21 protein-coding genes and 1 tRNA gene are annotated in these 24,353 nt (G+C 47.7%); 4 read left to right on the top strand and 18 right to left on the bottom strand.

The features are described 5' to 3' along the window. Positions 1–8: 8 nt before the first annotated feature. The gene (locus tag MUY27_RS16570) at positions 9–1,499 is read left to right on the top strand and encodes an alkaline phosphatase family protein (protein ID WP_245131843.1); all 1,491 of its coding nucleotides are present in this window, start codon (positions 9–11) and stop codon (positions 1,497–1,499) included. Between the two features lie 97 nt (positions 1,500–1,596). Here the strand turns inward: MUY27_RS16570 and MUY27_RS16565 are convergent, their stop codons facing one another. Next, positions 1,597–1,809 carry a hypothetical protein gene (locus MUY27_RS16565; protein ID WP_245131841.1) on the bottom strand — a complete coding sequence of 71 codons (213 nt, stop codon included), beginning with the start codon at positions 1,807–1,809 and terminating at the stop codon, positions 1,597–1,599. Positions 1,810–1,889: 80 nt separating this feature from the next. On the opposite strand from MUY27_RS16565, the gene MUY27_RS16560 reads away from it, so the two are divergent. Together MUY27_RS16560 and MUY27_RS16555 are read left to right on the top strand one after the other, a co-directional pair. After that, complete coding sequence (locus tag MUY27_RS16560) at positions 1,890–2,618, top strand: class I SAM-dependent methyltransferase (protein ID WP_245131838.1); 729 nt, start codon at positions 1,890–1,892, stop codon at positions 2,616–2,618. Next, positions 2,615–3,184 carry a class I SAM-dependent methyltransferase gene (locus MUY27_RS16555; RefSeq protein ID WP_245131836.1) on the top strand — a complete coding sequence of 190 codons (570 nt, stop codon included), beginning with the start codon at positions 2,615–2,617 and terminating at the stop codon, positions 3,182–3,184. Before MUY27_RS16560 ends, MUY27_RS16555 begins: the two co-directional genes overlap by 4 nt. Here MUY27_RS16555 and MUY27_RS16550 read toward each other — a convergent pair. From MUY27_RS16550 to MUY27_RS16495, 12 genes are all read right to left on the bottom strand, one after another. Further along, complete coding sequence (locus MUY27_RS16550; RefSeq protein WP_245131834.1) at positions 3,181–4,515, bottom strand: MATE family efflux transporter; 1,335 nt, start codon at positions 4,513–4,515, stop codon at positions 3,181–3,183. The two genes, MUY27_RS16555 and MUY27_RS16550, sit on opposite strands and share 4 nt — an antisense overlap. Positions 4,516–4,519: 4 nt before the next feature. After that, on the bottom strand, positions 4,520–5,932 hold the full coding sequence (locus MUY27_RS16545) for a DUF3526 domain-containing protein (protein WP_245131832.1): 1,413 nt from the start codon (positions 5,930–5,932) through the stop codon (positions 4,520–4,522). A gap of 2 nt (positions 5,933–5,934) precedes the next feature. Next, complete coding sequence (locus MUY27_RS16540; RefSeq protein WP_245131831.1) at positions 5,935–7,344, bottom strand: ABC transporter permease; 1,410 nt, start codon at positions 7,342–7,344, stop codon at positions 5,935–5,937. Between the two features lies 1 nt (position 7,345). Continuing rightward, complete coding sequence (locus MUY27_RS16535; protein ID WP_245131829.1) at positions 7,346–9,805, bottom strand: TonB-dependent receptor; 2,460 nt, start codon at positions 9,803–9,805, stop codon at positions 7,346–7,348. Next, positions 9,802–10,497 carry an ABC transporter ATP-binding protein gene (locus MUY27_RS16530; protein WP_245131827.1) on the bottom strand — a complete coding sequence of 232 codons (696 nt, stop codon included), beginning with the start codon at positions 10,495–10,497 and terminating at the stop codon, positions 9,802–9,804. The genes MUY27_RS16535 and MUY27_RS16530 overlap by 4 nt, the downstream gene beginning before the upstream one ends. Before the next feature lies 1 nt (position 10,498). Beyond that, positions 10,499–11,692 carry a DUF4374 domain-containing protein gene (locus MUY27_RS16525; RefSeq protein ID WP_245131824.1) on the bottom strand — a complete coding sequence of 398 codons (1,194 nt, stop codon included), beginning with the start codon at positions 11,690–11,692 and terminating at the stop codon, positions 10,499–10,501. Positions 11,693–11,703: 11 nt separating this feature from the next. Then, positions 11,704–14,013 carry a TonB-dependent receptor gene (locus tag MUY27_RS16520; RefSeq protein WP_245131823.1) on the bottom strand — a complete coding sequence of 770 codons (2,310 nt, stop codon included), beginning with the start codon at positions 14,011–14,013 and terminating at the stop codon, positions 11,704–11,706. Between the two features lie 44 nt (positions 14,014–14,057). Continuing rightward, entirely contained in the window at positions 14,058–14,426 is a 369-nt protein-coding gene (locus MUY27_RS16515; RefSeq protein ID WP_245131821.1) for a hypothetical protein, read from the bottom strand. 25 nt (positions 14,427–14,451) lie between these two features. Next, on the bottom strand, positions 14,452–15,351 hold the full coding sequence (locus MUY27_RS16510) for a hypothetical protein (RefSeq protein ID WP_245131818.1): 900 nt from the start codon (positions 15,349–15,351) through the stop codon (positions 14,452–14,454). A gap of 3 nt (positions 15,352–15,354) precedes the next feature. After that, positions 15,355–15,822, bottom strand: a complete 468-nt coding sequence (locus MUY27_RS16505; RefSeq protein WP_245131816.1) for a glycine-rich domain-containing protein — start codon at positions 15,820–15,822, stop codon at positions 15,355–15,357. A gap of 846 nt (positions 15,823–16,668) precedes the next feature. Continuing rightward, positions 16,669–16,756 (bottom strand) — tRNA-Ser (locus MUY27_RS16500). A gap of 75 nt (positions 16,757–16,831) precedes the next feature. Beyond that, positions 16,832–17,155 carry a hypothetical protein gene (locus MUY27_RS16495; protein WP_245131814.1) on the bottom strand — a complete coding sequence of 108 codons (324 nt, stop codon included), beginning with the start codon at positions 17,153–17,155 and terminating at the stop codon, positions 16,832–16,834. Positions 17,156–17,226: 71 nt separating this feature from the next. Here MUY27_RS16495 and MUY27_RS16490 point away from each other — a divergent pair, with 71 nt between their 5' ends. Then, positions 17,227–17,760 carry a VIT1/CCC1 transporter family protein gene (locus tag MUY27_RS16490; protein ID WP_245131812.1) on the top strand — a complete coding sequence of 178 codons (534 nt, stop codon included), beginning with the start codon at positions 17,227–17,229 and terminating at the stop codon, positions 17,758–17,760. Between the two features lie 20 nt (positions 17,761–17,780). Here the strand turns inward: MUY27_RS16490 and MUY27_RS16485 are convergent, their stop codons facing one another. The 5 genes from MUY27_RS16485 to MUY27_RS16465 form a co-directional block, all read right to left on the bottom strand. Beyond that, a complete protein-coding gene (locus MUY27_RS16485; RefSeq protein WP_245131811.1) occupies positions 17,781–18,776 on the bottom strand; it encodes a transglutaminase family protein in 996 nt (331 codons plus the stop codon). A 15-nt stretch (positions 18,777–18,791) separates the two neighbouring features. Continuing rightward, positions 18,792–19,727: an alpha-E domain-containing protein gene (locus MUY27_RS16480; RefSeq protein ID WP_245131809.1), complete on the bottom strand. Its 936-nt coding sequence runs from the start codon at positions 19,725–19,727 to the stop codon at positions 18,792–18,794. 61 nt (positions 19,728–19,788) lie between these two features. Then, positions 19,789–21,270 carry a circularly permuted type 2 ATP-grasp protein gene (locus tag MUY27_RS16475; protein ID WP_245131806.1) on the bottom strand — a complete coding sequence of 494 codons (1,482 nt, stop codon included), beginning with the start codon at positions 21,268–21,270 and terminating at the stop codon, positions 19,789–19,791. A 179-nt stretch (positions 21,271–21,449) separates the two neighbouring features. Then, positions 21,450–21,806 carry a hypothetical protein gene (locus MUY27_RS16470; protein ID WP_245131804.1) on the bottom strand — a complete coding sequence of 119 codons (357 nt, stop codon included), beginning with the start codon at positions 21,804–21,806 and terminating at the stop codon, positions 21,450–21,452. Positions 21,807–21,879: 73 nt separating this feature from the next. Beyond that, positions 21,880–24,315 (bottom strand): TonB-dependent receptor, encoded by a 2,436-nt coding sequence (locus MUY27_RS16465; RefSeq protein WP_245131802.1) that lies wholly within the window; start codon positions 24,313–24,315, stop codon positions 21,880–21,882. Positions 24,316–24,353 lie beyond the last annotated feature (38 nt).

The following is a 24,353-nucleotide window of genomic DNA, read 5'->3' as shown; positions in this document are numbered from 1 at the left end:
TAACCCTTATGTTGGGAACAAATAGTTATGCCCAATCAGGAAATAAAGAAACAAGAACGCTCATTGTGTTCTTCGACGGGCTTCGCCCGGATTATATTACCCCCGAAGCCATGCCAAATTTATATACCTTTAGGGAGCATGGAGCATATGGCAAACAACACCATAGCGTATATCCGACAGTTACCCGTGTTAACTCTTCTGCTTATTCAACCGGCAGTTATCCGGCTAAAACAGGTCTGATGGGTAATACCGTTTACTTTCCTGAAGTAGATTCGTTAAAAGGTCTTAATACCGGGGAGGTGGAAGACCTAAGACGGATTAACCAGGCGACTAATGGCAAACTGCTAACTACGGTATCTCTTGGAGAACTTTTACAGGCCGGAGGTAAACGAATGATGGTTTTCAGCTCCGGATCTACCGGTCAGGCATTTCTGCAAAATCATACGGTAAGCGGCGGGGGAATTATCAATCCGTCCATGATCCTGCCAGAGTCGATGAAAGATGAAGTAATTAAAGCCGTAGGGCCTATCTCGCCGCATGCTAAGCCAAATGCAGCCCAGCATAAATGGGTAGCCGATGCGCTGATCAAATTAGGCCTTGCCCCGGGCGGCCCTGCCGTAAGCGCGATCTGGTTTTCGGATCCGGACGGCACCGCTCATGCCGATGGTATCGGCGCCGAAAGTTCCATGGCTTCTATCAAAGCTGTAGATGAACAGTTTGGACGTATCATTCAATACCTGAAAGATAGCCACCAGGAAGGGATATACAATATCCTGGTTTCAACCGATCATGGTTTTGTGACCCACGCCGGGAAACAAAACCTGATGTCACTGATGATTGGAAAAGGACTTAAAAAGAGCACAAACTCTGACGATGTGATCATTGCTGAAGGGGCTATTTATGTAAAAGATCATGATAAGACGGTAATTGAAAAGATTGTAAAAACACTGCAAGCGCAGCAATTGATCGGTCCGGTATTTACAAAGGGTGGTAAGCCAGGTGATCTTAAGGGGTGGGTGCCCGGAACCTTATCTTTCGAGGCTATCCACTGGAACCATCCGACCCGTTCTGCCGACATCCTGGTGGATGAAGACTGGAACGATGATAAAAACGAGAAAGGTTATGCCGGTACCAGTTTTTCAGGTGGCGTGGCGGGGCATGGTGGTTTTAGCCCGTACGAAGTACATATTGCCTTAATGGCGGCAGGCCCTGCATTCAAAAAAGGTTATGCCAGCGAGCTGCCCACCTCTAATGTGGATATTGCACCTACAGTTTTGCATTTGCAGGGACTAGCGGTTCCTCAGCAGATGGATGGCCGGGTAGTATACGAGTTGATGAATGAAAAAACGAAGTTACCAGCTACAAGTAAAGTAAAAACAGATACCGTAGAAGCTACCACCGCTACATCCTCGGGTACTTATACTGTAATGATACACCGTACTTTTTTAGGGCGTTATATCTATATTGATTACGCTAAAGCAAAGCGTACAGAGAAATAGGGAAGGACACTTAAGAGACAGGCTTTTATGTTTAAAACCAACCAGGGCGGTCTATTTGTGGACCGCCCTGGTAATAAATTTCGAAGAAAAAGGTATTTTACATAAAGTAATTGATGTCAACGGCACTGCAAATTATGCGATGCGCAGCGAAGATTGCAGTGAGGGGCATCATCATGATGAACATCTGCATTTCAACTGCACCAACTGCCAGGAAGGTATTGCCTAAGGGATTTTCAGCTGCCGCCACTGAAATTACCGCCCGGGTACATAGCCGAAAATTAATATGCTGATCTCCGGCGTCTGTGAGCATTATAAAGAATCTTTTTAAGTATAAAAAAGTAACATTGTTGCTTTTTTATTAGGTTGATTATCTTTGAGAAAAGTTAATCAATGAATAATAATCCGGTTCCTTCTAATGTTCCCCACTACACCATTTATCAGGAGCATTGCGCGGTGTATGACCGTCTGCGTACCTGTATGGATCATGAAGGTAATTTACTCCGACAATTCTTAACTATTCAAGATCCTTCAGATCAAATAGTCGTGGAGTTTGCGGCCGGTACAGGCCGTCTTACAGGTCTGATCGCACCGTTGGCCAAAGCAGTTCACGCATTTGATCTGGCCCCGGATATGGTTAATTATGCCAGGGAAAAATTCAGCGCTTATCCAAACGTCACTTTTAATGTAGCAGGAAATGACAGTATTCCGCTGCCAGGAGGCTCCGCAGATATCGTTGTCGAAGGATGGAGCCTGGGTTACATCGCCTTTGCAGGAGGTGCAGCCTGGAAATCGGACATTGATCACGTACTTTCGGAGATGGAAAGGCTGTTAAGACCGGGGGGATCAATTTTATTGTTTGGGACGCTGGGCACCGGCACACATCGTCCTGCTGCACCTAACAAGGTTTTAGCGCAGTTGTATGAGTACCTCACAACCGAAAAAGGTTTTACACAAAGCGAATGGTTCCCGACGGACTACCGTTTTACTGACCTTGAAGAGGCTGTCGAATTAACTTCGTTTTTTTGGAACGATAAATTCGGCAACTATGTTCGCGAGCATCAATTGGTTATTGTGCCTGAATGTACCGCCATCTGGCATAAAACTTTGCCGTTATCATGACCGTTCCTTCATTCCGAAACCATCATGCCGCAGTATCCGGTAAAGTACTGCCTCCCTCACAAACACTGCTGGAGGGTTTGAAACATTTCACAGCACCTGCCGCTGCGGTTGACCTGGGCTGTGGCGCGGGCACAGACGCACTGCATTTGGCATCGCAAGGATGGAAAGTACTGGCGATAGACGCTGACCAAAATGTGCTTGAATCGATAGAGGCCGATGCCGTGATTACTCAATGCCAGCGTTTCGAATCATTGGTACTTCCGCCGGTGCAACTGGTGAATGCAAGCTTCGCCCTTCCTTTTTGTAACCCCGCGCATTTCAGTTCCTGCTGGTTGACGATATGCGAAGCATTAACCCCGAACGGTCTGTTCTGCGGTCATTTCTTAGGCATCAGGGATAGCTGGGCTACCCGCGCAGATATGACGATCCATACTGTAGAACAATTGAAAGACTTGTTTGCGGGCTTCGAGCTGCTCTGGCAATCAGAAACAGAAAAAGACGGGAGAACGCTGGGTGGTGCGGCAAAGCACTGGCATGTCTATCATATCGTTGCGCGGAAGTGCTAACCGGCCATCGCTTGCATGCGGTTGCGTGTACACCAGTAAACGATATTGATATAGATGATGTTTTCGGCCAGCAAGGCAATGTAGATTCCTTGATAATGCCAAAGGTATACCGATAATAAAACCACCGGCAGAAAGATCAGCAATTCCCGCCGCAGGGTGAATTTGGAAGCCAGGGCTGATTGCCCGGTAGATTGCAGAAAAACGATACTTCCCGATGCGAAAGGCATGAGCAATAATACCAGGATCACCACCTGGAAGTAACCCGATCCGGCGTAAGCCAGTGCAGGGTTGGCTAACAAGAAAGACAGGACGGTTTGTGGAAAAATAAAACAAGTTAGTGCGATTGGAAATAGCAGGATGATGGTGCAGCTGCGAAAAATAGCTACGGCACGCTGGCTCCGTTCAAGTTTCCCGGCACCGTAGTTAATCCCCACTACCGGGCCTAAGGCTTGTAACATACCAAACATGGGTATGGCTGTGAAGGAGAATAAGCGGTAAATGCCTGAAAATATTGCCACATCACTGGGCGACCGTGCGCTATAAGCCGCAAGCTTAAATAAGATCAACTGGCGGAAGAAGCCGTTGGCCTGCATATAAAAAGTCGGTAGTCCGGTTCGAAACAACGTATGCAGAAATTGCGGCTCGATCTTTCCCCATTTTAATTGTAAGGGACTGTTTTTTCCTGACAAATGAACCAGGGTTAGCACGCTATAAAAGATCATCGCCAGTATACTGGCCAAAGCCGAACCTTTCACACCCAGCCCTAAATAACGGATCAGCAAAGGGTTGATCAGCGCGTTAAGCAGCATGGCCAGTGCGGTAATCCGCATGGCCTTACCGGTATGCCCTTCAGACCGGATGAGCGCCGAAGTACACAGGCCTAAAACCGGGAAGCAGGCGCCAGCCAGCGTGACATGGTAGAAATCCTGCGCGAAAGGCAATTGACGTGCGGGAATATCCAGCCAGGCTAATAACCATGGGGAAGCGGCAAAGCCAAAGATCATCAACAAAACAGTGACAACCAGAATAGCGACCAGCAGATGCCGGAATAACATCGCTAACAGGGATTGGTCATTGCTGCCGATCGCCCGGCTGTAAACCGATCCGGCACCGGCTGATAACAGCGCTATAACTGCCGCATTGATGGTGAGCAGGGGCATAGCATAGGATACACCTGCAAAAGCATCTGTCCCGACTAAATGAGACACAAAAAATGCGTCAACCAAACCATTGACCGAGATCACCAGCATACCCAAGATCCCAGGCAAGGATAGCCTGATCATTAATTTCCATAAGTTACCCTGCAATATTTCTTCGCGTTTATTCATCATGGAATTATAAAAACGATCTGTTTATCAGTTTGATCCATCCTGCCAACCCAAAAACCACTACACCAATGGTTAGCGCCAGCAGGTCAACAAACCAATTTTTTAAATTAAAGGCTGCTGACGGCGGTTGGAATTTCGGTTGCGCCAGATAGTCCAGCGGCTTCATTAACTTGCCTTCAAAAAGCGGCCGGTTAGCAAACCAGAACACCTGCCGGTGAAAAGACCGTGCAGCGGATTTAAATGCCCATTCGTCTGCAAGGGTGGTACCTGCAAGCATACTTAACATTTCTGAAGTATTATACGCCGGATTGACCGCGTTAAATCGTGCCAGTTGTTGCTGATGTTGTGCTAACAGCTCATATCTTGCATCCACCAGGCTGTCCGCAGCGCGGTCGCCGTTGAATAAAAAAGCTGAATAGCCCTGGAAGTAATAAAAGCGGCCAGGTATCGTGTCTTTAGGGCGATAACGGGGATTAACCAGGTAGAATTTTTGAAGGGCGGCATTCATGGCACTATCCGTTTCCGGCATATTACGGCTGCGCATCAGTGTCGCTAATTTGACTTCCCCGGTACGGGGAACCTGTCCCAGTGCCAGATCGGCTGCCGACGGAATAATGATCATGATACTTACCCAGGCGGTCAAAACCGCAATCGCATTAAAGGTCCCGTCTTTTTTAAAACTGTTGACCCAAAAATTGATCCCCGACCACACCAGCGCGTAGACCAGTGTGACCACGATCCAGCCCAACCCACACCAAAAATTCATCTGGCCCGCAATAAAAAAACCGGCCAGGCATAATAACAAGGTAGCCGCCATGACCAGGCCCGAGCGGAACAGCAAACGGTACAACAGCAGTAATCGCAGGTTACCCGAAGCAATGGCGAGCAAACGGTCTGTACCGGAACGCAGCTCGGCTGACAATACATCAAAACAGCATGCGCAGAGGAGCAAAGGCATCAGGTAAACGATCACAAAAGCCAGGTCAAAATTGCCCGCTTTTAGTTTAAACGGATTATAGATATCGCCTTTGAGTGTTTGCACATAAAAGCTTTGAGCGGTTAATGGGTAATACAGCGGGAAAAGATCGCGCTGCCCGATACACAGGGGAGCAAGTGCGCCCGGCCGGTTCATGGCCAGGAAAGGATAATTAAACCTGACCAGTGAAGGAACGGATGCCTTTTCATAGTTGTACCGGCCCGACGAAGTGGTGGTATCAGCCATGAAATTTTTGATATACGCTATTTGAGCCCGGCTGATCGAATCGGCGGCTTCCGCAATTTTTGTCTGCTGGACAACGATCACCTGCCGCCCATAATAAATGCTGTACAGGCCCAGGAACAGGTAACAAAGAAGTCCTGTCCATACTGCCGGGCTTCTTCTGAATTGCAAATATTCTGAATGGAAAATGGTTCTGATCATTTTTAAGATTGATTTAAATAAGCCGGATAACGCTGAACCAACCACACGATCAGGATCAGCCAGATCATTAAGGAGATCATTCCGGGTAACTGATAGCTAATGGAGGCCATTAAGCCCTGTGGATGGTAACGAAAAGGCGGCACAGCGGCGAAAACCCGCCGGTCTGACCGGTAATCCCAATCCCCCATTTTGGAATGCACTTCCATCTCGTGGTTCATCTGCTGAACAAAGCGACGGCGATACTGCTCAGCCTGGCGCTGAAAAGCTAAATGACTGTAATAATCCGTACCTGCCAGGGCCATGGATAAGCCGTTCACGGCGATAAAAGGATCGATCAGGCCGCACCATTGCGTAAGCTGGTTTTGGCGGATGAGCGTTTGCTGAAGCTGCGCAAAGTGACGGTCATACACCCGGCTACTGTATTCTTCCCCGGCTTCCATGATATAGCCATCAAAATTGAAAGGCAGTTTAGCTATCGTATCTACTTTATACTTTCGCAGCAATTCGCTTTTGAGCTTTTGTGCGCGCGCACCGGAAGGATCATGCCCGTTGATCCCATTGAGCAGGTCATGATGGATGGCTGCATCGAATGTGTTTTTAGTAGGCAAGCGGAAAAAACCGTCACCTGTGCTTGCCGCCCATTTGGGCAGCACGATGGTGATCATTACCCAAAGGGCGGTCAGCAATAATAAGCTGAACCGGCTGTTGCGTAAATAAGCCGAACAAAGCAGGCTAAGCGCCAGTATAACAATAAAGTACAGGCCGTATAACCCGCCCAGCAGTATCATCAGTAACCATTGTTCACCATCGGTACCCGCTAGCGCCGCTAACGTGATCATTACGGGCGCGAGTAATACCGCTAACAGCAGGCTGAACCCAACTAATTTACCCAGGTATAACTGCCGGAACGAAAGGCCCTGACTGTACAGCAACTGAATGGTTTGCTGTTCAAACTCGCGGCTGAAAGCGTCAAAACTTATAAAAATGATGATGAGCGGAAAGATCACCTGCAGGATCATAGATGCGGTCAGCACGCCAAAGCGGCTTACTGCACCGGCGGATTCGGCAGGCTTAAAAGCGAATTCGTTTTGCCGGTGAGGTTCCAGGTAAGCCACAGTGCCCGTGAAATCATCCAGCCCGTGATCAAAAAAGCTTAACGGTGTCTGCGGCATAAAGGCAAAGTTTCCAAAATGGGCAGCGATATGCGGGTGCTTCGGATCCTGGTGCAGCCAGCGGCTGCGTTGTTCGCTGACAGCCGCCGCTCTTTCCTGGCTGCGCTGCCGGTAATTACGATAACCGCTGATCAGTACCAGCAGCGTCAGCAATAGGAAAAGGCCACCAGCCAGGTACCAGGCGGGTGAGCGTAAACCGCTGCGGAATTCTTTACCTGCAATGATTTTGATTTTCTTCATCTTATAATCGATCCTGTTCTTCGGTTCGGTGTGTTTTTCCGGGTGTCAGTTTACCACCCAAATGATAGACCAGACTAAAACTCAGCCTGCGGCTATCCGGGGTATTTTTATAACTGTAGGGTAAGGTGTCGCTCAAAGAATATCCCCAGTACCAGCCGGTATGGAACAGGTCGGCAAAGGCCAAACGGGCATCCAGTTTTTTGTTCAGGAAGCTCTTTTTGAACCCGCCATCCATGGTAAAATAATAACGGGACATATAGGTGCCGTTCAGATCCGGTGAAGAATAACGGGTCTGCAATTCAAAGGTAACTTTAGCGGGCAGGCGGAAAGTTTGGTTGACAAACAGATCCACCGCGTCTTTGGTTACGGTCAATGGTCCGGCCAGTTGCGCTACAGGATATGCCGTATGGCTAAAGGTGGTGGTGGTTTGCACTTCCCAAAAAGCAGCCAGCGTGACAGGAATAATGATTTGCAGCTCTAGGCGGTCTCGGTGCGGAAAATTGCCGGTGCTTAAAGTAAGGAGCTGACTTACGGGGTCAACGGTGGCTGTGCGCCCGATGAAGTGGTCGGAACGGTTATAGCTCAGGCTGGCGATATACCGGTCTTTCAAAGTATAGGAAAGCAGGGAGAGCCAGGAGGTTTCGGCGACCAATTGTGGATTGCCCTGGTAGAGCGCATATTTATCAATGTAGTAACGAACCGGGTTCAGATCCGTGTAGTTGGGTCGGTTAATGCGGCGGCTGACCGACAGATCCAATTGCTGTTCTTTGCCTAAACTCTGCGTGATACCCAGTGAGGGAAACCAGCTCAGATAGTTCGCCGTGTTGCGCTGTCCGGCAGCAATGGCGTTAGCATCCAGGCTGGTATGTTCGGCCCGCAGGCCAGCCTCTAAATCAGTTCCTGCCCATTTGCGGGAAACTGAACCGTAGGCGGCCGCTATGCGTTCGTGGTATTGAAAATGATCGCTGAGCGATGGCGCATAGGTACTGACCCCGTTTGCCAGCGAGTCATACCGAAATTTATTATCCGTTTCTACCGCCGCATATTTCAGTCCGGCTTTGTATTTCCAGGTTTTGAACGGCAAGGTCAGATCGGCTTTAAAGGAGCGGATATGGATGATGCTGGGCTGGTGAAAATTCAATTGCTGAAAGCCACCGATCAGGTTGCCCTGCGGATCGTAACTGTTACTATTCAGGTAACCGTCCGAAAAATTCCGGTAGCCAATATAATCTGCATCCGCGCTGAGCACTTTTCCTGATGTATCAAGCTTAAGCAGGTAGTTAAGGTTAAAAATATTGTTGTAAAAGGGTTCCTTCGCGTAATCATGGCTCAGTACCCTGGATGTGACCTGGTTTGCGTTATTTAATATCGTTAATGTACCCGCGGCATCTTTACTCCAGTCGTCAGTAGTACCGGTATAGCTGAACCCCAGTTGCTGCCGGGATGATAAGTTGATATCAAAGCCCCCTTTATAGCTGTAAAAACGGCTTTGGTTGGGGTTGATTCCATCCCTTAACAGCGTAGAACCACCGGATAACTGGGTACTGGTTTCTTGCATAAAGCGCCGCCTGTAGTTATAGCCTAGGCTGCCGAAGAAGTTGACCTTGCCGGTACGAATGTTCCCGTTCAAGCTTTCAGCATGCAGCAGATACCGGCTAACCGTCACTCCACTGCTGACATTAAGGGCATAACCTGCTTTATTGGTGCGGCGGCTAAGAATATTGATGATCCCTGCATTACCGGCTGCATCAAACTGGGCAGATGGTGTGGTCATCACTTCGATCTTGCTGACCGTACCGGCATTCATCCCTTCCAGTAAGCGGCTCAATTGCTGGCCGGAAAGATAGGTCATTCGCCCATCCAGCATCACGTTCACGGCGGGCGACCCTTTTAGGTTGATATTACCATCCTGATCCACGTTAACCCCCGGTGTGCGTCGCAGGAGTTCGAGTACATTGCTACCTGCGGCCGTAGCGCTTTGCTCTACATTATAGGTTAATTTACCTTGTTGCACACTGATTGTGCTGGGTGGTGAACTGACAACAACTTCGGTGAGTTTAGTCACCGAGGGTTTGAGCACGACTCTTAAAGTAAATGACCGTGCGTCTGCCTCGCGTACATCAGGCTGATAACCAACGGCAGTAAATCTGATCTGGTAATGAAATGGTTCTTCAAGATTAAAACCAAACGCACCTTGCGGGTCACTGGTGACTTGTTGCACCAAAACGGTGTCCGGTAACCGGTAAAGCCTGATCGTGACACCCGGTAGTGGCACACCCTGACCGCTAACCAGCCCTTTTAATGGCCGGGGCTGCCCGTTGACCTGCAAGGCAAGTAATAAAAACAGGACTACCGTTAAGCCGACCGCCATTGCGAATTTGTGCTGATCTCTTTTGCAGTCAATGGCGGCAACGGCAGTATTTGGGAAGGAGGCCATTAAAATAGCGGCGTTCAGTTTCATATCGTTTCCAGGTAAAGTTTCTGTAGATCTGCAGCAGATATGCCCCTTGTATCCAGCGTATGTACAAGTTCACCCCGGCGCATGATGCCCAACCGGGAGCCGATGGCTACGGCGTTAAAAAGATCGTGCGTAGCCATCAATACAGCGCCCCCCTGATCAGCGAAAGCCCTGACCTGGGCACTAAAGTCTTCGACGGCGCGGGGATCAAGCCCGCTGGTCGGTTCATCCATCACCAAGAGCCGGGCATTCTTGGCCAACGCGATCGCGATGCCCACTTTCTGGCGCATCCCCTTGGAATACGAGCCGATCCGCTGGGTATGTGCTTCTTCCTGCAGCCCGCAACTGCTCAATAAATCCCGATACTTAGATTTACTGTAATCAAAGCCCGCTAACTCACTAAAAAAAGCCAGGTTTTCCAGTCCGGTCAGCAGCGGGTAGAGTTGGACCACTTCCGGCAGATAGGCAACCAGGGTTGACGCTTTGCGCGGATCTCCTAAAAGATCAATGCCATCCAGGGTCGCCCGCCCGCCATCGGGACGGGTAAAGCCCAGTAGGATGTTGATCGTCGTTGATTTCCCGGCACCGTTGGCGCCTAACAGCCCATAGATCTCCCCGGGGGCAATATCCAGATCAATACCCTTTAAGGCCTGGTGGCTGCCGTATGACTTCCGTAGTTGTTGAACAGTCAGCATCTTAATTTAATTTATCCAAACCGGTGCATGTACCGCTGGTCAGACTCGTTTTTTTGGCGATCGCGCCGGAGGCTACATTGTAGGTATAAATGGAGTTTTCTGATTTTCCGGACACAATAAATGTGATGCTCTGGTTGTCAAAAGCACGCATGATCGAGGTGCTGGAACCGAAGATGTTCGGCAGACTGCCGCCCAGGTCACCCAATGACTTTTGATTAGCCAGATCAATTTTATAGAACCTGAAATTAGGCCCGTTGAACTCATAAGGATCTGTTGGGTCCTGGATCTGGGTGGTAAAAGCCAACCCATTCAGAATATACAGTCCCGAGCAATCTTTGCCTGTGGCCGCTTTCAGGTTGAGGAAATAAGAAGAATCAAAGTCTGTGCTGCCTTTTTTGATCCGCAGGATACCGCTTGGAGCATTGCCGGAACCCTGGCCCTCAATGTAAAGATCTCCCGCAGCATCGATGGCGAAGCCGCTTACCGATGAACCGGCCAGGAAGATATTGCTGGTACGGCTATCATTGATCAGCTTATCTACTTTAGCGGTCGCCAGGTCGATCACGATCACGTGTGCGATGTCATCCAAGGGATTGAAATTCTTATCAAAGTATTGCACGCCTAAGAATAATTTGCCGTCACGCGCTTTCATCCCCAGGTAATAAGTGGATGCTGCTGCCGATTTAAGAATCCCGGAAAGATTGATCTCCCCAGTTGTTTGTAATGTGGAGGGATCAAATTTGACAACCCGGGCCAGTCCTCCGCCTACAGAGGCGTAAGCTTCGGTACTGCTGACAAATTCTACCGAAGAAAAGGTATTGGCACCCGGTACGATAAGTTTGCCGGCAACCACGGCTTTACCTGTGGCATCGAAAGTGTACTTGGTCAGGGTGGCCGGCGCACCAAATGCGCTGAGATATACCGCGCCGCCGTAAGCCCACTGCGATGCAAAACTGCTCAATTCGGTAGCTTTACTGTTATCAAGCGTAGCCACATTAAGGTCTGCCAAGCCTTGCACATAGGTAGTTTGGCTGGGGTAAGCGCCGCCCACATTGGAGATGGCGTATTTAACGGTAACACTTGCGGCCGGGGGCGGATTATCCTTGTGAGAAGAACAGGCCGTTATAAATAAGGCGGAAAAGTACGCAAGTCCGCGCACTGTTTTTTTCAGAGAGAGATAGTTAAATAGTTTCATCGTGTTTAAATTTATTTGAGTAAAAAATGGAGCTTTAAGTGAAATGATCGTCCGGGTAACTGGACGCTGTAATTATCGTATACCTTACGGTCGGTTAAGTTTTGTACCTCCATACTTAAAGCATAGCGGTCGTGCGTAAAGGCATAGCTGATACCGGCAGTTGCTGTAAACTGCGTTGGAATAATCGCTTTTGTGGAGGCGTCGCCATCATTAGCCCAGTAGAGGTAATACCAGTGTACATAACTACCCTGTAGCCATGCGGAAAGACGGTCGGCTGGCTGAAATGCATGCTCATGGTTCCATAGGAGCTGCCCGTTGGCAAACAGAAAGGGAATATTAGGTAAGCGCAGCCCATCATGGCGGTTATCGGCATCGCCCGAATTTCCTGCCGGTGATCTGTTGATGATATTCTGGTAGGTAGCGTTAAAATCCAGTCGCCATCCCGGTAATGGCTTCAGCCAATATTCTGCTTCAGCCCCGGTAAATTGCGCCTTTAAAAGGTTCTGATATAACAAAAAGAAAGTAGAAGGCGGTGCATAGATCAGGTGATCAGCCAGCCGGTAAAATCCGTTTAAGCTGAACCCGGTGAGCTTAAAAGCAGCGGTGATCCCTGTATTGACATTGTGACTGGTCTCCGGTACCAGGGAGGGGTTTGGGCGGGTGCGTTGGATGTAGGTGCCGAATAGTTCTGTCTGATCCGGTAGCCGTGCAGCATACTCGTACGAAGCCTTGGCCGACCACACTCGCGTAAGTACATAACGCAATGCCTCGTTCCATCCCCATTGCTGTTTAGCCGCGGAGGCCCCGCTGATATCTCCGCCCGAACTGAACTGATAGCCCCGGCTGCCGAAATCAAAATACTTTACCGAGGTAATCGTACTTAAGCGCTGATCCAGAAAGCTACGGTTGAATGCGAACCCGAAGATCTTTTGATCGAGGTTCACCGGAAAAGCGGCGGTTGCGGGATTATTTTCTGTTTGCCGGAAATGCAGCAACTGGCCGGAGAACTCGAAGCCGGTCTGCTGGTTTAAAATGTAGGTTGCATTTCCGCGCAGCAGATCGCTGATCTGCCGGTTGTGCAGATCGGTGAGCGGGCCAAAACTTTCCCCACCGCTGCTGCGCCTTGCTACGACCCTGCCGTACCAGTCATAGGTATTGAGTGAGGTATCCACATAATGGCCGTTTACAGTAGTGCGCCCGCCCGCTAAGTTAACCGACCATTTATCCCAGCGCTTGCGGTAATTCAGCAAATAGCTTTGTGCGTTGTTGGAATAGGTAACCTGCCCGTAGGGCTGGGTCATTACCGGGTTATTCTGCACTTGCTGGGATATGCCTGACCAGGAAGTATTTAAACTTAACTCATCGGCCCAGCTTAAATCTTTTATACCCGCTTTGGCTGATGCGAACAGGTTATGAAATCCATCATGGAAACGATTAACGGTAACGGGTACCGGGTTTCCCGTGCTGTTGATGACATTCACATCCACCGGATAATTGTTGCGCGTTGTATTATAAAACGCAGTAACATCGGTAAATAAATGCGCGTTGATGTTCCGGTGCAGGCTTAACGTAGCCCGGTGGGTATTAAAAGAACTCAGCGCATAAGAGGCATCCAGGTAATTACCGGTGTTGTGCCTCGTGATCACATCAATGGCACCACCTAAAGCATCAGCCCCCAAACGCACCGGTACAACGCCTTTGTATACATCGATGCGGTCAATCACATTAGCAGGCAGCAGGTTGATGTTCAGGCCCGGACCCAGAAAATCCAGCGGCAGGTCATCGATAAAAAAGCGCACCTGTTTACCAGAAAGACCGTTCAGGTAATAATTTGCCTCGCTGCCTAACCCGCCCTGCTGGCGTACTTTAACGCCTACCGCCTGGTTGAGGAGCGCCAAAGCGCCTTCCGGCCGGTCATAATAGGGTTTCAGATCGATCACAGTCAGGTGCTGTGGCTGTTCACGCGCTTCGGACGCAGCCGTCTTGCCTTTGATTGTTACTTCTGAAAGGGCAACCTCTTGCGGGATCAGCCGGAGATCCCAGTAATTGTTCTTTTGATGGAGATCAACGAGTAGCACCAACGCATGATAACCGGTCAATGAGGCCTGCAGCGTTGCCTGTCCGTCTTGCAAGCCATTTAGGCGGTAATTACCTGCGCTATCCGCAACAGCACTAACAGCACCAACGCGAATAATGGTACCAGGAAGGCCTTCACCATGCGGTCCGGTGGCACGGCCGTACAGGGAGACCTGGGCGAATAAGAAATTGGTCCAGATCAGGCTTGCCAGTAACAAACCCGACCTGGTTAAGAAACCAGTCAAAGCAATGAAGTTAAAATGAATAGATATCAGGCAGCAGTGCTGCTTTAAACAATGCAGGAAATAGCAAAAACGTTACGCGCTGGCGGCCCTTTATTGGGGAGAATAGCATGAAGGCCTGAAATAATCGGAAATACCCCGTTGGTCAATTCAAGCAGCGGAACGGGTATATTGATGAAAGCATAGCAGAAGGACTCGGCCTGAACAGATGCGTAGTGGTGTGCAAAGTAATGGCAGATCGCACAATCTGTACGCAGCTGAAATTGGGCTTTCTCCAAAGTTTGCCGGTGCCGGGTGTCTGCTCCAGGATGTTGATGGTGGTGAAATGCTTCAGTAAACTGCACCAGTAAAATCATCATCGCCAATAAGACGGCAATGCCCTTTAAGGCCGGATGATTTTTATACAAGTGCTTCATTAAATGCAATAATGTTGCAATATAACTAATTTAGCTGTTCGCCGATAATATTTTTAGCCAATAATTCATAGTAGGCATCCGGGTCTAAGGCTGATAATTCCCCGGCAAGGCGCACCCCGTCAGCCGCCAGCCAGATACGTTGCTGCGCAGGTGTCAACTCGTAGGCTAATTCATCCGAACGATGAAATAAATAAATTTTGCCAGGCTTATCCAAGCGCAGCCATGTAGTGTTTTTAAACGTCCGGGAATGCTTGCCTTGTCGTAACGGAAGCATTTCCCGCTCTTCATTGTACATCATATAGCTGTATGGGCTATTAAAATCTAATCGCCGCTTTTCTCCGGCAGCCAATTCAAATGCCTGAATATTATCCGGACGAAGTCTCGCTCCGGGCACGTAGTTAATCACCTTTACAGGTAGGGGTTCCGGCGAAGGGTTATAGGCCATGGGGACACCGTCTTCCTCAAACAGTTCTAATTCTTCTACAAAGAAGTGATCATCGGCAGCCGTTTTTGACAAGCGGATTTGTCCTTCGCTGATCACCTCTGAAAGCAAGGTGTATTTGCCTAAAGGCGCATCCGTGGGAACCTGGTAATGCCAATAGTAATGTCTGCCCGATTGAATATTTTGTAAGATATCGACCAGGCGTTCCTTCGATTGTTTGCCACTCAGATAATCCGCCGTGACCATTAAAGGCAGGTTTTTATTTAAATGCAACGGTTGACCGGGATCCCTGTTCTCTTCATCGCAGACGGATGGTAAAGCCAGCACATAATCTTCCATCAATATGGTGGTATGCCCAAGCGGATCAATCACGCCTATACGTACCAGCGGATAAACGGGATGATCAAAGAGATGAGCGGTATTGAAGTTCCAATGGATCGTAACAGTTTGACCCCGGCGTGTACGTTTAGGAAAAATGCTCATAGGCTATCTGCGGAGTTCGTTTATTTTTGTTTTACTATAGGTAATTGGGTATTCTCTGAACCACCGGTGCGTTACTTCAGCCCCGAGGTGATCGTAGGCGCAACTCACCACATAGCTTAATTTTTTTGAGAACTCCAGCCTCGCTGCTTCAGGATCAGCCTCATTGGCTAAGCGTTGTTTTTCTTTTTCAGCTTTAGATGCCGGTAAATGGTGAAAATAGCGTCCGAAATGCGCCTGGCAATACTGCTGATATTCTTTTGTGAACAAAATGAAGTTATGCCACATCTCGTCAATGATCAGCAGATGATCGGGAATGAAGATGCCCGGTAATTGACAGAGATACATAAAGCGCAGCGTGTCGGCAAAGATGAGGTCAGCACTCGTTTCATCAATATTAAACTGGTCGGTGAACCGGGAGATGATATCCTCATTCCGGTAATCCAGCATATTTTGTAATTGGTTTGGTTCCATAAGTAATAAGGCAAAGAGCGGGAAAAGCCATTAGCAGCTTTCCCGCCGGGATTTTCTTACAGCGAGCTGGTACAGTGGCCGCAGTTGCTGCAATGAGAAGAAGAAACCAGGCTTTCAGCCACGATCTGAGCGATCAACGCTTCTTTCGATACTTGTGTCATTGTTTTAAAATTAAATTGTTTTCGCCTACTCTGAACGAGGTTTTCGGCATACCCTCAACTTTGCAATGTTGTTGCAATATAAACAAGGGATTTTAAAAAAGCAACAAAGTTGCTTTTTTTTATTTAGTTCCGAGTCGTCTGAATAAAAGTCAAGCGATGAATAAATTGGCCGGGATATGGACAAGGGAAAGTTAATGAGGAATTAGAAGCTTGTCTGATTAACGAATCAGAAGTAGCTGAACACCTGAATGGAAAGAAATTTGAAGACCCGTTCTGTATTTTGCGATAGGGACTAATTGCACCCATTGTCACGTCGCATTACCGCCCGGTGCTCAACTTGGCATGCTTGCCATCGACCGTAATATGCATGTAAACAGGCTTGGTACCTGATACATAGTTTCTTGGACTTTTCAAGGAGAAAAGTACACTGGAAATTGTCTTCATAATGACTCACTAAATGGTTAAACAAATTTAGATCTACGGCCACCTTTAGGCAAGATGTTCATTTTTTGAACCGGATTAAAGTCAGGTAATTAGCCCCTTTTGGGTGAGTCAAGCCAAAATCGAAATGACTCACCGAATTACCCACCAGAAACATACGAATTGGCGTATAAAACAGCTCAATGAAAAATAGAAAAGCCCGTTTCCATGCGAAATACGGGCTTTCAGTTTGTTTGAAAATCAGCGGAGAGGGAGGGATTCGAACCCTCGATACGCTTTTGACGTATACACACTTTCCAGGCGTGCTCTTTCGACCACTCAGACACCTCTCCTTAAAAATGCGACTGCAAAAGTATAAAAAAAGGCGAAGTTTTATGCTTCGCCTTTCATTTCAGCTATTAATCTATTTAGTATCTGTCGCGGTAATTATGTTTTTTATCGTAAATGGCGCGGCTCAACTGGTTTTCTTTATGGTTTAGATAGCGGCGTTCGCCCGGGGTGATACGGCCATCGGCCATGGCCATGCGGCGATCACGGTCCAGTTGGCGTTTACGCATCTCCAGGTTACGCGCTTCGCGGCGTGTTAACTCTCCGCTGCGTACACCCTGATGAATGCGGGCCTGATCGTAACGGTCGCGGGTTATATAAGATGGTTTACGGTATTGTGCGTTAGCTACTGAGGTTACGGCTAATATCATCACCATTATTCCTCCAAATATTTTACTTTTCATAACTTCCTGTTTTTATAATGATAGATGGGGAATGTCACCGGAGGTTTAATCGCATGCCTCAATAATTGCAGGTGTCACAAAACATTTACAACACTAACCTGTACGATATTTTTATCTTATACCACTTCATGACGGAAAATAGAGAGTTTGTAATACAAAAAGTGCAGCCCGCGCTGCTGGGGTTAATGGACGGGTCTGTTTCTACCCTTGCGCCCATTTTTGCTACCGCCGGATTAACACACACTCCCATCAAGGCATTCTACGTAGGCTTAGCCGCATCTTTAGGTGCAGGCATCAGCATGGGGCTGGCAGAGGCCCTTTCTGATGATGGCAGCGTAACCGGGAGAGGAAGCCCAGTAGTTCGGGGAGGGATCACCGCGTTTAGTACTGCCCTGGGTGGAATGTTGCATACCCTGCCATTTTTGGTAAGCAATATTCAGCATGCTCTGCACCTGGCTTATATTGTAGTGGTGCTGGAACTATTGGGTATTGCTTTTATCCGTTACAAATTCATGAAAACACCGCTGTTTTCTACTATCATTCAAGTGATCATTGGCGGCGGAATTGTGTTTGCGTTGGGGGTATTTTTAGGTGACGTTACCTGAGTATGAATTCCTTTAAGCAGCTACTGCTGTTGTTGTTGCTGCTGCTGCTGTTGGATCATTTCCAGGTAACGCTGGTAGCTGTTCTTTGCAGGCTCAGATGTAGTTACGGGTGATGTGCTCGGTTTAACTACTTTGTCTACAAATAAATTTACCTCTGGTTCCGGCTCGTCATCCTTATAACCTACAGAAACAGAAACATTCAAATGATGGCCATAGGGGCCTTTATAAACTCCTTTTACCGGTGAGCAGTCAGAAAAATTTCGCCCTACCGCTAAGCGGACGTGGGTTTCATTAGCGATGCAATTATTGGTAGGGTCGAGGCCCAGCCAACCGAAATTTGGGATAAAAGCTTCGGCCCAGGCATGGGTTGCACCTTCGCCGCGCATGCCGTTGCGGTTAGGGCAGATATAGCCGCTGACGTACCTGGCTGGAATGCCAACCATTCGCAGCATTTCTGTCAGCATATGGGCAAAGTCCTGGCAAACGCCGGCTTTTAGTTTCCAGATCTCATCAATTCGTGTTTCTACCGTAGTTACGCCTTTAATGTACTCGAAGTTCCTGTAAACGTATTCGCAAAACCTTAACGCTACCTGGTAGGGTGTTTCGTGGTTAATCTTCTCGGCTTCAACAATTCCCTGTAGATCGTCCTGTCCTTCGAAATAGTCAAGGCGAAGGAAATCGATGTACGGAACGGTGTATTTCAAATCTTTCAAAGCATCCCACTGGTGTTCAGGGAAAATATCATCCACCGGAAGCGGTCGATGGTGGGTGTTTACAATCACATTCGAGCTGATCACCAGCTGATCATGCGGTTCGCTCAGGGTAAAGCTGCCTACTTCATTACCGTAATAGTCAATATGGGTATCTACCAACGGATTACCGGTAATGCTCAGATCGTGCTTAAGCACTTCCTGGTAAATATCAACAATTGGGAAAAGGATGATCTGGTTGGCACTGTCGCGAACAGGGCCATCATAGGTGTATCTGGTGATATGCTGAATTTTAAATTCGGGCATGGGGTTTAATCAATCTTAAGAGTTTGCAAAATACCGTTCGTTCAGCAAATTACCAATCTGGTAAAGCTCATCTTTAATGCCGGTTAAAAATTCGTGCAGGGCAGCGCCTTGCAGGGTTTTCAAAGGGGTATATTTTATACGGCTTTGCAGTTTGCCAATATAGAAAGATACTTCCTGGTAGGCGCTAAGGCTGCTATCATTTTGCAGGCGGTTAAAGTAACGCTGAATATGATCTACTGAGTAAATAACCGAACGGGGGAAATCGTTGTTCAGGATCACCTGCTCCAGTACGTTCTGCGCTTCCAGGCCGTCGCGGTAGGTTTTCAGGTAAATTTCGTAACCACCTAAAGATAATAGCAGGTGTTTCCAGTAAGTGGTGTCGGTGATCAGGTCCGGATTGTCGCTGATGGAATTAAACTTGATCATGAGTACATCGATAGACTGTATGGCCCGCTCGAGGTATTTTCCGATATTCATGAAACTGCGTCCCGGTCCACGTTCCATGGTTACCTCGGCGGTACCATAATACAGCATAACCTGTTTGATCAGCACGTCGAGTACACTGATGGGGTCTTCTTTTTTAAAGCGTACCCCCAGGTTGATATCTTTTACCGTGTGGTAATACTCATTGAGGCATTGCCACAAGTCTGTAGAAATATGCTCCTGCACACTGCGGGCGTTTTCCCTGGCCATGGTAACAATACTGATGATGGAGTTCTGGTTCTCTTTGTCAGACACCATGTATTTAATTACCGCGCGGCTATCGTTCTGTAACTTACCCGCCAGTTCATAATCACCCCCGGCAAAAATGCCGATCACCGGATCCCATGTAAAACCATGAATGGCATCCTGCGACGAGGCGTAATTAATCTTGAGCATCCTTAAAATACCGTCGCTACGCTCTACGTAACGACTTAACCAATAAAAACTTGCTGCAACTCTGCTTAACATTTATATACCCCAACCCCTAAGGGGGCTTTTACTTATTCAATACCTTATTTAATTTCCAAAATCATATTTTCGTTACTTCCCCTTTAGGGGATGGAGGGGTTAGCACCCACGTATCCTTACTACCGCCGCCCTGCGAACTGTTTACCACCAGCGATCCTTCTTTTAGGGCAACGCGCGTCAATCCGCCTGGTACTATTTCAATTCCAGAAGGGCCGCAAAGTGCGTACGGCCGTAAATCAATCCGCCGGGGCTGCAGTTTACCTTGTATATAGCATGGCGCGGTGGACAGCGCAATAGTGGGCTGCGCGATAAAGTTTCGCGGCGCTTTTAGTATCTCCTGTTTGTAACGTTCAATTTCCTGCTCGCTGGCCGCGTGCCCCATCAGCATACCATAACCACCGCTTTCGTTAGTTTTCTTCACCACCATTTTATTGATGTTGGCGAAGACGAATTCCCGTGCGTCAGGGTTGCTTAACCTATAGGTTGGTACGTTCTTCAGAATCGGTTCCTCGTTCAGGTAGTACCTGATCATGTCTGGTACATAACTGTAAATTGCCTTGTCATCGGCTACGCCATTACCAATGGCATTTACAATAGCAACGTTTCCTTTGCGGTAGGCACCCATGATGCCAGCCACACCTAATATACTTTCGGGCTTAAATACCAGCGGATCCAGAAACTCGTCGTCTACACGACGGTAGATCACATCCACCTGCTGCAGGCCGATGGTGGTTTTCATGTATACCTTTTGGTTGTTCACCACCAGGTCGCGCCCCTCAACCAGTTCTACACCCATTAAGCGGGCGAGTGTGGTATGTTCGAAATAGGCTGAATTATAGATACCCGGACTCAATAAGACCACTGTCGGGTTACTGATCTGCCGCGGCGAAAGCGACTGCAGGTTTTTATACAGTAGGGTTGGGTATTCGTTTACCCCACGCACGCCGCAGCTGGGTAGCAAATCGGGAAAAAGACGTTTGGTGATCTCGCGGTTCTCCAGCATATAGCTCACGCCGGACGGTGTGCGCAAATTATCTTCCAGTACCAGGAAGTCGCCATTCTCATCACGGATCAGGTCGATGCCGGCAATGTGTACGTAAATATCATAAGGCACACCTACCTGGTACATCTCGCGCAAAAAGTGGGGGCACGAGTAGATCACGTCTATCGGGACGATGTTATCCTTAACAATAAATTGGTTGTGGTAGATGTCTTTCAAGAAAAGGTTCAGCGCGGTAAGGCGTTGTTTGATGCCTTTTTCTACAAAGTCCCATTCGGCAGAGGTGATGATGCGCGGAATAATATCAAAAGGAAAAATCTTCTCGATACCTTCACCGCTATTATAAACCGTAAAGGTAATTCCCTGCTTCATGAACAGGCGTTGGGCCAGTTCTTCCTTTTTATTCAGATCTTCAACAGATTCTAAGGCTAAATAATCAATTACGCGCTCGTAGGGTGAGCGAACGGCAAGATTAGACGCATACATTTCGTCCCAAACATTTGAAATAGCTTTGTATCCGTTAAAAAAATCGCTTTCCTGCATTAAAATATTTAATATTTTTTGTTAAAATATTAAATCATATCCAAAAAATGATACAAAAATTAAAAATTGACTGTAATAGGTGGTTTTTATAAAAAATAGGAGATGTTAAATCCGTTTTTTGCCTATTTTGATTTTTTTTTGGGAAAATTTCGATGATAAAAGGTTGATGTTTAAAAAAGTCATTGACTTTTTCGTTTTCTTTTAGTAGTTGGCTTCGCTTCTTCAATAGAATACATTGCAACCTCAATCCAGAAGTTTAAATCCTCGTCTGTCCGGATCAATTCGCTATCAACAATTAGCCAGCCCTGTACTGCTTTACCTTTCATTGCTAAAGGTTTTACGCCCGAGAGTTTCAGCAGTTCATCCGTTCGTTCTTTTTTACAACGCTGCATGATATTGCCGTCGTGGTGAGCGCGGATAAAAACCGTATCATTTATACTGAACGATGGTCCGCCGAACTTAAAGTTTTCCTTCACTCCGTAGATAGTTTTCAGCGCCTGGCGCAGGCGTTCGGCAAGAAGTGGGTCGTAAGGCATGGGGTTTTTTCTAAAGATAGCAAATGCACAGTAGTATAAAATAAGAAACCCCTCATTCGAGGGGCTCTTGCGCTTAAAATTTATAAGCTATCGTAGTAAAGAATTGTCGGGGGGCAATGGGCGTAATACTGTAGTTATCATGGATCAGGTAACTCAGCGTATTGCCTACGTTTGTAACGCTTGCCAGTATAGAGAACCGGGTGTAGGTGTAACCTGCGCTCAGGTCTACCGTGGTGAACCCCTTAAGCGGCACCTGCCTGTTGTAAGTTTGAGTTTGGCCAACGGTGTTGTTGTAACCGCCATACCGTGCGCCGGTATAGAATGCCGAAGCGCCAACTTTTACACCTTTAAGAAAGGCTTTATGGAAAGTATAGAAAGCGCTGCCGTTAGCCGTATGGCGAGGGTTGTTCACCAGGCGTTCGCCTTCATTCGGCGAGCCTTTTAAACCCGTGGTTTTGGTGTAGCGGGCATAGTTATAACCATAACCGGCAATAAAATAGAAGTACTTAGACAAGTTTCCGTTCAAATCAAGCTCAAAGCCATCGCTGGTGGTTTGTCCGTTTAGCTGTTTAAAGGTAGTATTAGAATTGGGTTTACCGTCAGCACCAAAAGGTGCAGCTACAGCGAGGTTGCTATTACGGATGCGGTAAACGCTCAGGTTGGCAGATAGCTTGCCATTGAAGAATTCGTTTTTGATACCTGCTTCGTACTGGTCGACAGTAGAAGGGTCTAAAGCGCGGCCGGAAATATCCGTACCGGTATTTACAATAAAGTTATTGCTGTAGCTCGCATAGATAGAAGTGGTGCTAATCGGCTGGTAGATTAACGCCGCTTTTGGTGAGAATGCGCTGTAGGTATTAGCAAAAGTGTTCTGCGATTTCCTGCCGGTAATCAGGAAAGTGGTATCCACTAATTGGGTGCGTTGTAAAGAGTAGCGCACACCTGCCAGCACCTTCACTTTTGGTACAATGGTAACCAGGTCTTGCACGTAGGCGCCCCAACGATTAGCGGGTGAACGGGTGGTGGTAATAGCCACTGCGTCGGGTATATCTGTACGCGCAGTGTACTTTAAAGGGTCAATAACATTTATTTGGTCATAGGTATAGCTTCCCGACTTGCCATTTATTGTATAACCATTATTAAAGTTAATCACTCGTGCCGCATCTGTACCTACCAGCAACTGATGGCCCAGAAAACCCGTGCTAAATCGGCCGGTCAAGTTTAATTGGCCGGTATAGTTATTCTCTTTGGTATTGGTACGTTGTAAACCTCGCGACCAATCGCCATTTGCCAGGATATTATTTGGCAAGCCAGAACCATATGCATTGATGGCAGTAGATTGTACAGATGCAATGGCGTTCAGGCGCCAGTTATCGCTGAAATTGTGGTTCACATTTACATCGCCGGTGTATTGGTTCATGTGGTTAAAGGCCCAGTTGGTATTGATAAAACGCGAGCGCGGAACGTTAGGAATGGTTTGTCCGCCGATGGTACCTAAACCCCAATCTGGTGTCAGGTTTGATTTCAGGAAATCGCCTTCTACTAAAATGGTGGTGCTTTTACCTGCATTATACAATAAAGAAGGATTCACATAAAAACGGTCGCCCTTCACCTGGTCGCGGTAGCTGCCCTCGTGCGAATAGGTAGTCACCAAACGGTAAGCCAGGTCTTTAGAAACAGGGCCATAAACATCTACAACCGGTTTGTACGCATTATTGCTGCCCGTGCGGAAAGAAACCTCGCCGCCCTGCTCAAACTTTGGCTTTTTGGTAACCATATTAATGATCAGTCCGCCCGACGTATTGCCATATAAAAGGGCAGAGCTTCCTTTTAACACTTCAACAGATTCTAACCCGGCAGTTTCGGGGAAGTTAGATGTATTAGATAACACGCCGTTCTTGAATATACTTCCGGAGCCGCCGCCGATACCAATGCTGTAACCGCGGGCGCTAAAAGTTTCAGACGTGCCGCCGCGGCTTTGGGTTAATGTTACGCCGCTAACATTGCGCACGGCGTCGGCGAGGCGGTTCACCTGCTGGTCACGCATTACCTGGCTGCTCACATATCCCGTACTTTGTGGCAGATCAAGCGGACTGATGCCGGCTTTATCCAGCGTAGGGCGTTTGCTGTTTAGCGTTTTGCCAGAGCTAACCACCACTTCCTGTATCTGTTTAGAAGTTTCAGATAAAGTGAAGTTGGCAGTGGTGGTTTTTCCCAATGCTACTTCAATGGTTTTTTGCTGGGTTTCCGCCCCGATGAAGGTAACTGCCAGGGTATAAGAACCCGGTTTTACCTGCTGTAATAAATAGGTGCCGTTTGCTTGTGTAGAAACAGAACGCTTTAGTTCTATCAGGGTAACGGTGGCGTCCGGTACGGGTTTACCATCGGTGCTGGTAATAGTGCCGGCTACTTTGCCGGTAGCTACCTCGTTTTCCGTTGCAAAAAGCGCAAAGGGTAGCAGTAACAATAAACTGAAAAGAAGTTTTGTGAAAGTATTAGTATATTTCATTCTTATTTAGACTAATTCTAAGCGCAAAGATAAGAACA

The organism is Mucilaginibacter straminoryzae, assembly GCF_022953055.1.
Classification (GTDB): domain Bacteria; phylum Bacteroidota; class Bacteroidia; order Sphingobacteriales; family Sphingobacteriaceae; genus Mucilaginibacter; species Mucilaginibacter straminoryzae.
The sequence above is the reverse complement of the archived record's forward strand: the minus strand, read 5'-3'. Positions and strand labels throughout refer to the sequence as shown.

What these genes read in the sequence shown, in the direction of transcription:
- MUY27_RS16495 (WP_245131814.1), bottom strand. Translation starts at nt 17,155, where the DNA reads ATGAAAAGTAAAATATTTGGAGGAATAATGGTGATGATATTAGCCGTA.
- MUY27_RS16570 (WP_245131843.1), top strand. Translation starts at nt 9, where the DNA reads ATGTTGGGAACAAATAGTTATGCCCAATCAGGAAATAAAGAAACAAGA.
- MUY27_RS16480 (WP_245131809.1), bottom strand. Translation starts at nt 19,727, where the DNA reads ATGTTAAGCAGAGTTGCAGCAAGTTTTTATTGGTTAAGTCGTTACGTA.
- MUY27_RS16505 (WP_245131816.1), bottom strand. Translation starts at nt 15,822, where the DNA reads ATGGAACCAAACCAATTACAAAATATGCTGGATTACCGGAATGAGGAT.
- MUY27_RS16565 (WP_245131841.1), bottom strand. Translation starts at nt 1,809, where the DNA reads ATGCTCACAGACGCCGGAGATCAGCATATTAATTTTCGGCTATGTACC.
- MUY27_RS16540 (WP_245131831.1), bottom strand. Translation starts at nt 7,344, where the DNA reads ATGAAGAAAATCAAAATCATTGCAGGTAAAGAATTCCGCAGCGGTTTA.
- MUY27_RS16510 (WP_245131818.1), bottom strand. Translation starts at nt 15,351, where the DNA reads ATGAGCATTTTTCCTAAACGTACACGCCGGGGTCAAACTGTTACGATC.
- MUY27_RS16515 (WP_245131821.1), bottom strand. Translation starts at nt 14,426, where the DNA reads ATGAAGCACTTGTATAAAAATCATCCGGCCTTAAAGGGCATTGCCGTC.
- MUY27_RS16485 (WP_245131811.1), bottom strand. Translation starts at nt 18,776, where the DNA reads ATGCCCGAATTTAAAATTCAGCATATCACCAGATACACCTATGATGGC.
- MUY27_RS16550 (WP_245131834.1), bottom strand. Translation starts at nt 4,515, where the DNA reads ATGATGAATAAACGCGAAGAAATATTGCAGGGTAACTTATGGAAATTA.
- MUY27_RS16530 (WP_245131827.1), bottom strand. Translation starts at nt 10,497, where the DNA reads ATGCTGACTGTTCAACAACTACGGAAGTCATACGGCAGCCACCAGGCC.
- MUY27_RS16555 (WP_245131836.1), top strand. Translation starts at nt 2,615, where the DNA reads ATGACCGTTCCTTCATTCCGAAACCATCATGCCGCAGTATCCGGTAAA.
- MUY27_RS16475 (WP_245131806.1), bottom strand. Translation starts at nt 21,270, where the DNA reads ATGCAGGAAAGCGATTTTTTTAACGGATACAAAGCTATTTCAAATGTT.
- MUY27_RS16465 (WP_245131802.1), bottom strand. Translation starts at nt 24,315, where the DNA reads ATGAAATATACTAATACTTTCACAAAACTTCTTTTCAGTTTATTGTTA.
- MUY27_RS16560 (WP_245131838.1), top strand. Translation starts at nt 1,890, where the DNA reads ATGAATAATAATCCGGTTCCTTCTAATGTTCCCCACTACACCATTTAT.
- MUY27_RS16525 (WP_245131824.1), bottom strand. Translation starts at nt 11,692, where the DNA reads ATGAAACTATTTAACTATCTCTCTCTGAAAAAAACAGTGCGCGGACTT.
- MUY27_RS16535 (WP_245131829.1), bottom strand. Translation starts at nt 9,805, where the DNA reads ATGAAACTGAACGCCGCTATTTTAATGGCCTCCTTCCCAAATACTGCC.
- MUY27_RS16470 (WP_245131804.1), bottom strand. Translation starts at nt 21,806, where the DNA reads ATGCCTTACGACCCACTTCTTGCCGAACGCCTGCGCCAGGCGCTGAAA.
- MUY27_RS16545 (WP_245131832.1), bottom strand. Translation starts at nt 5,932, where the DNA reads ATGATCAGAACCATTTTCCATTCAGAATATTTGCAATTCAGAAGAAGC.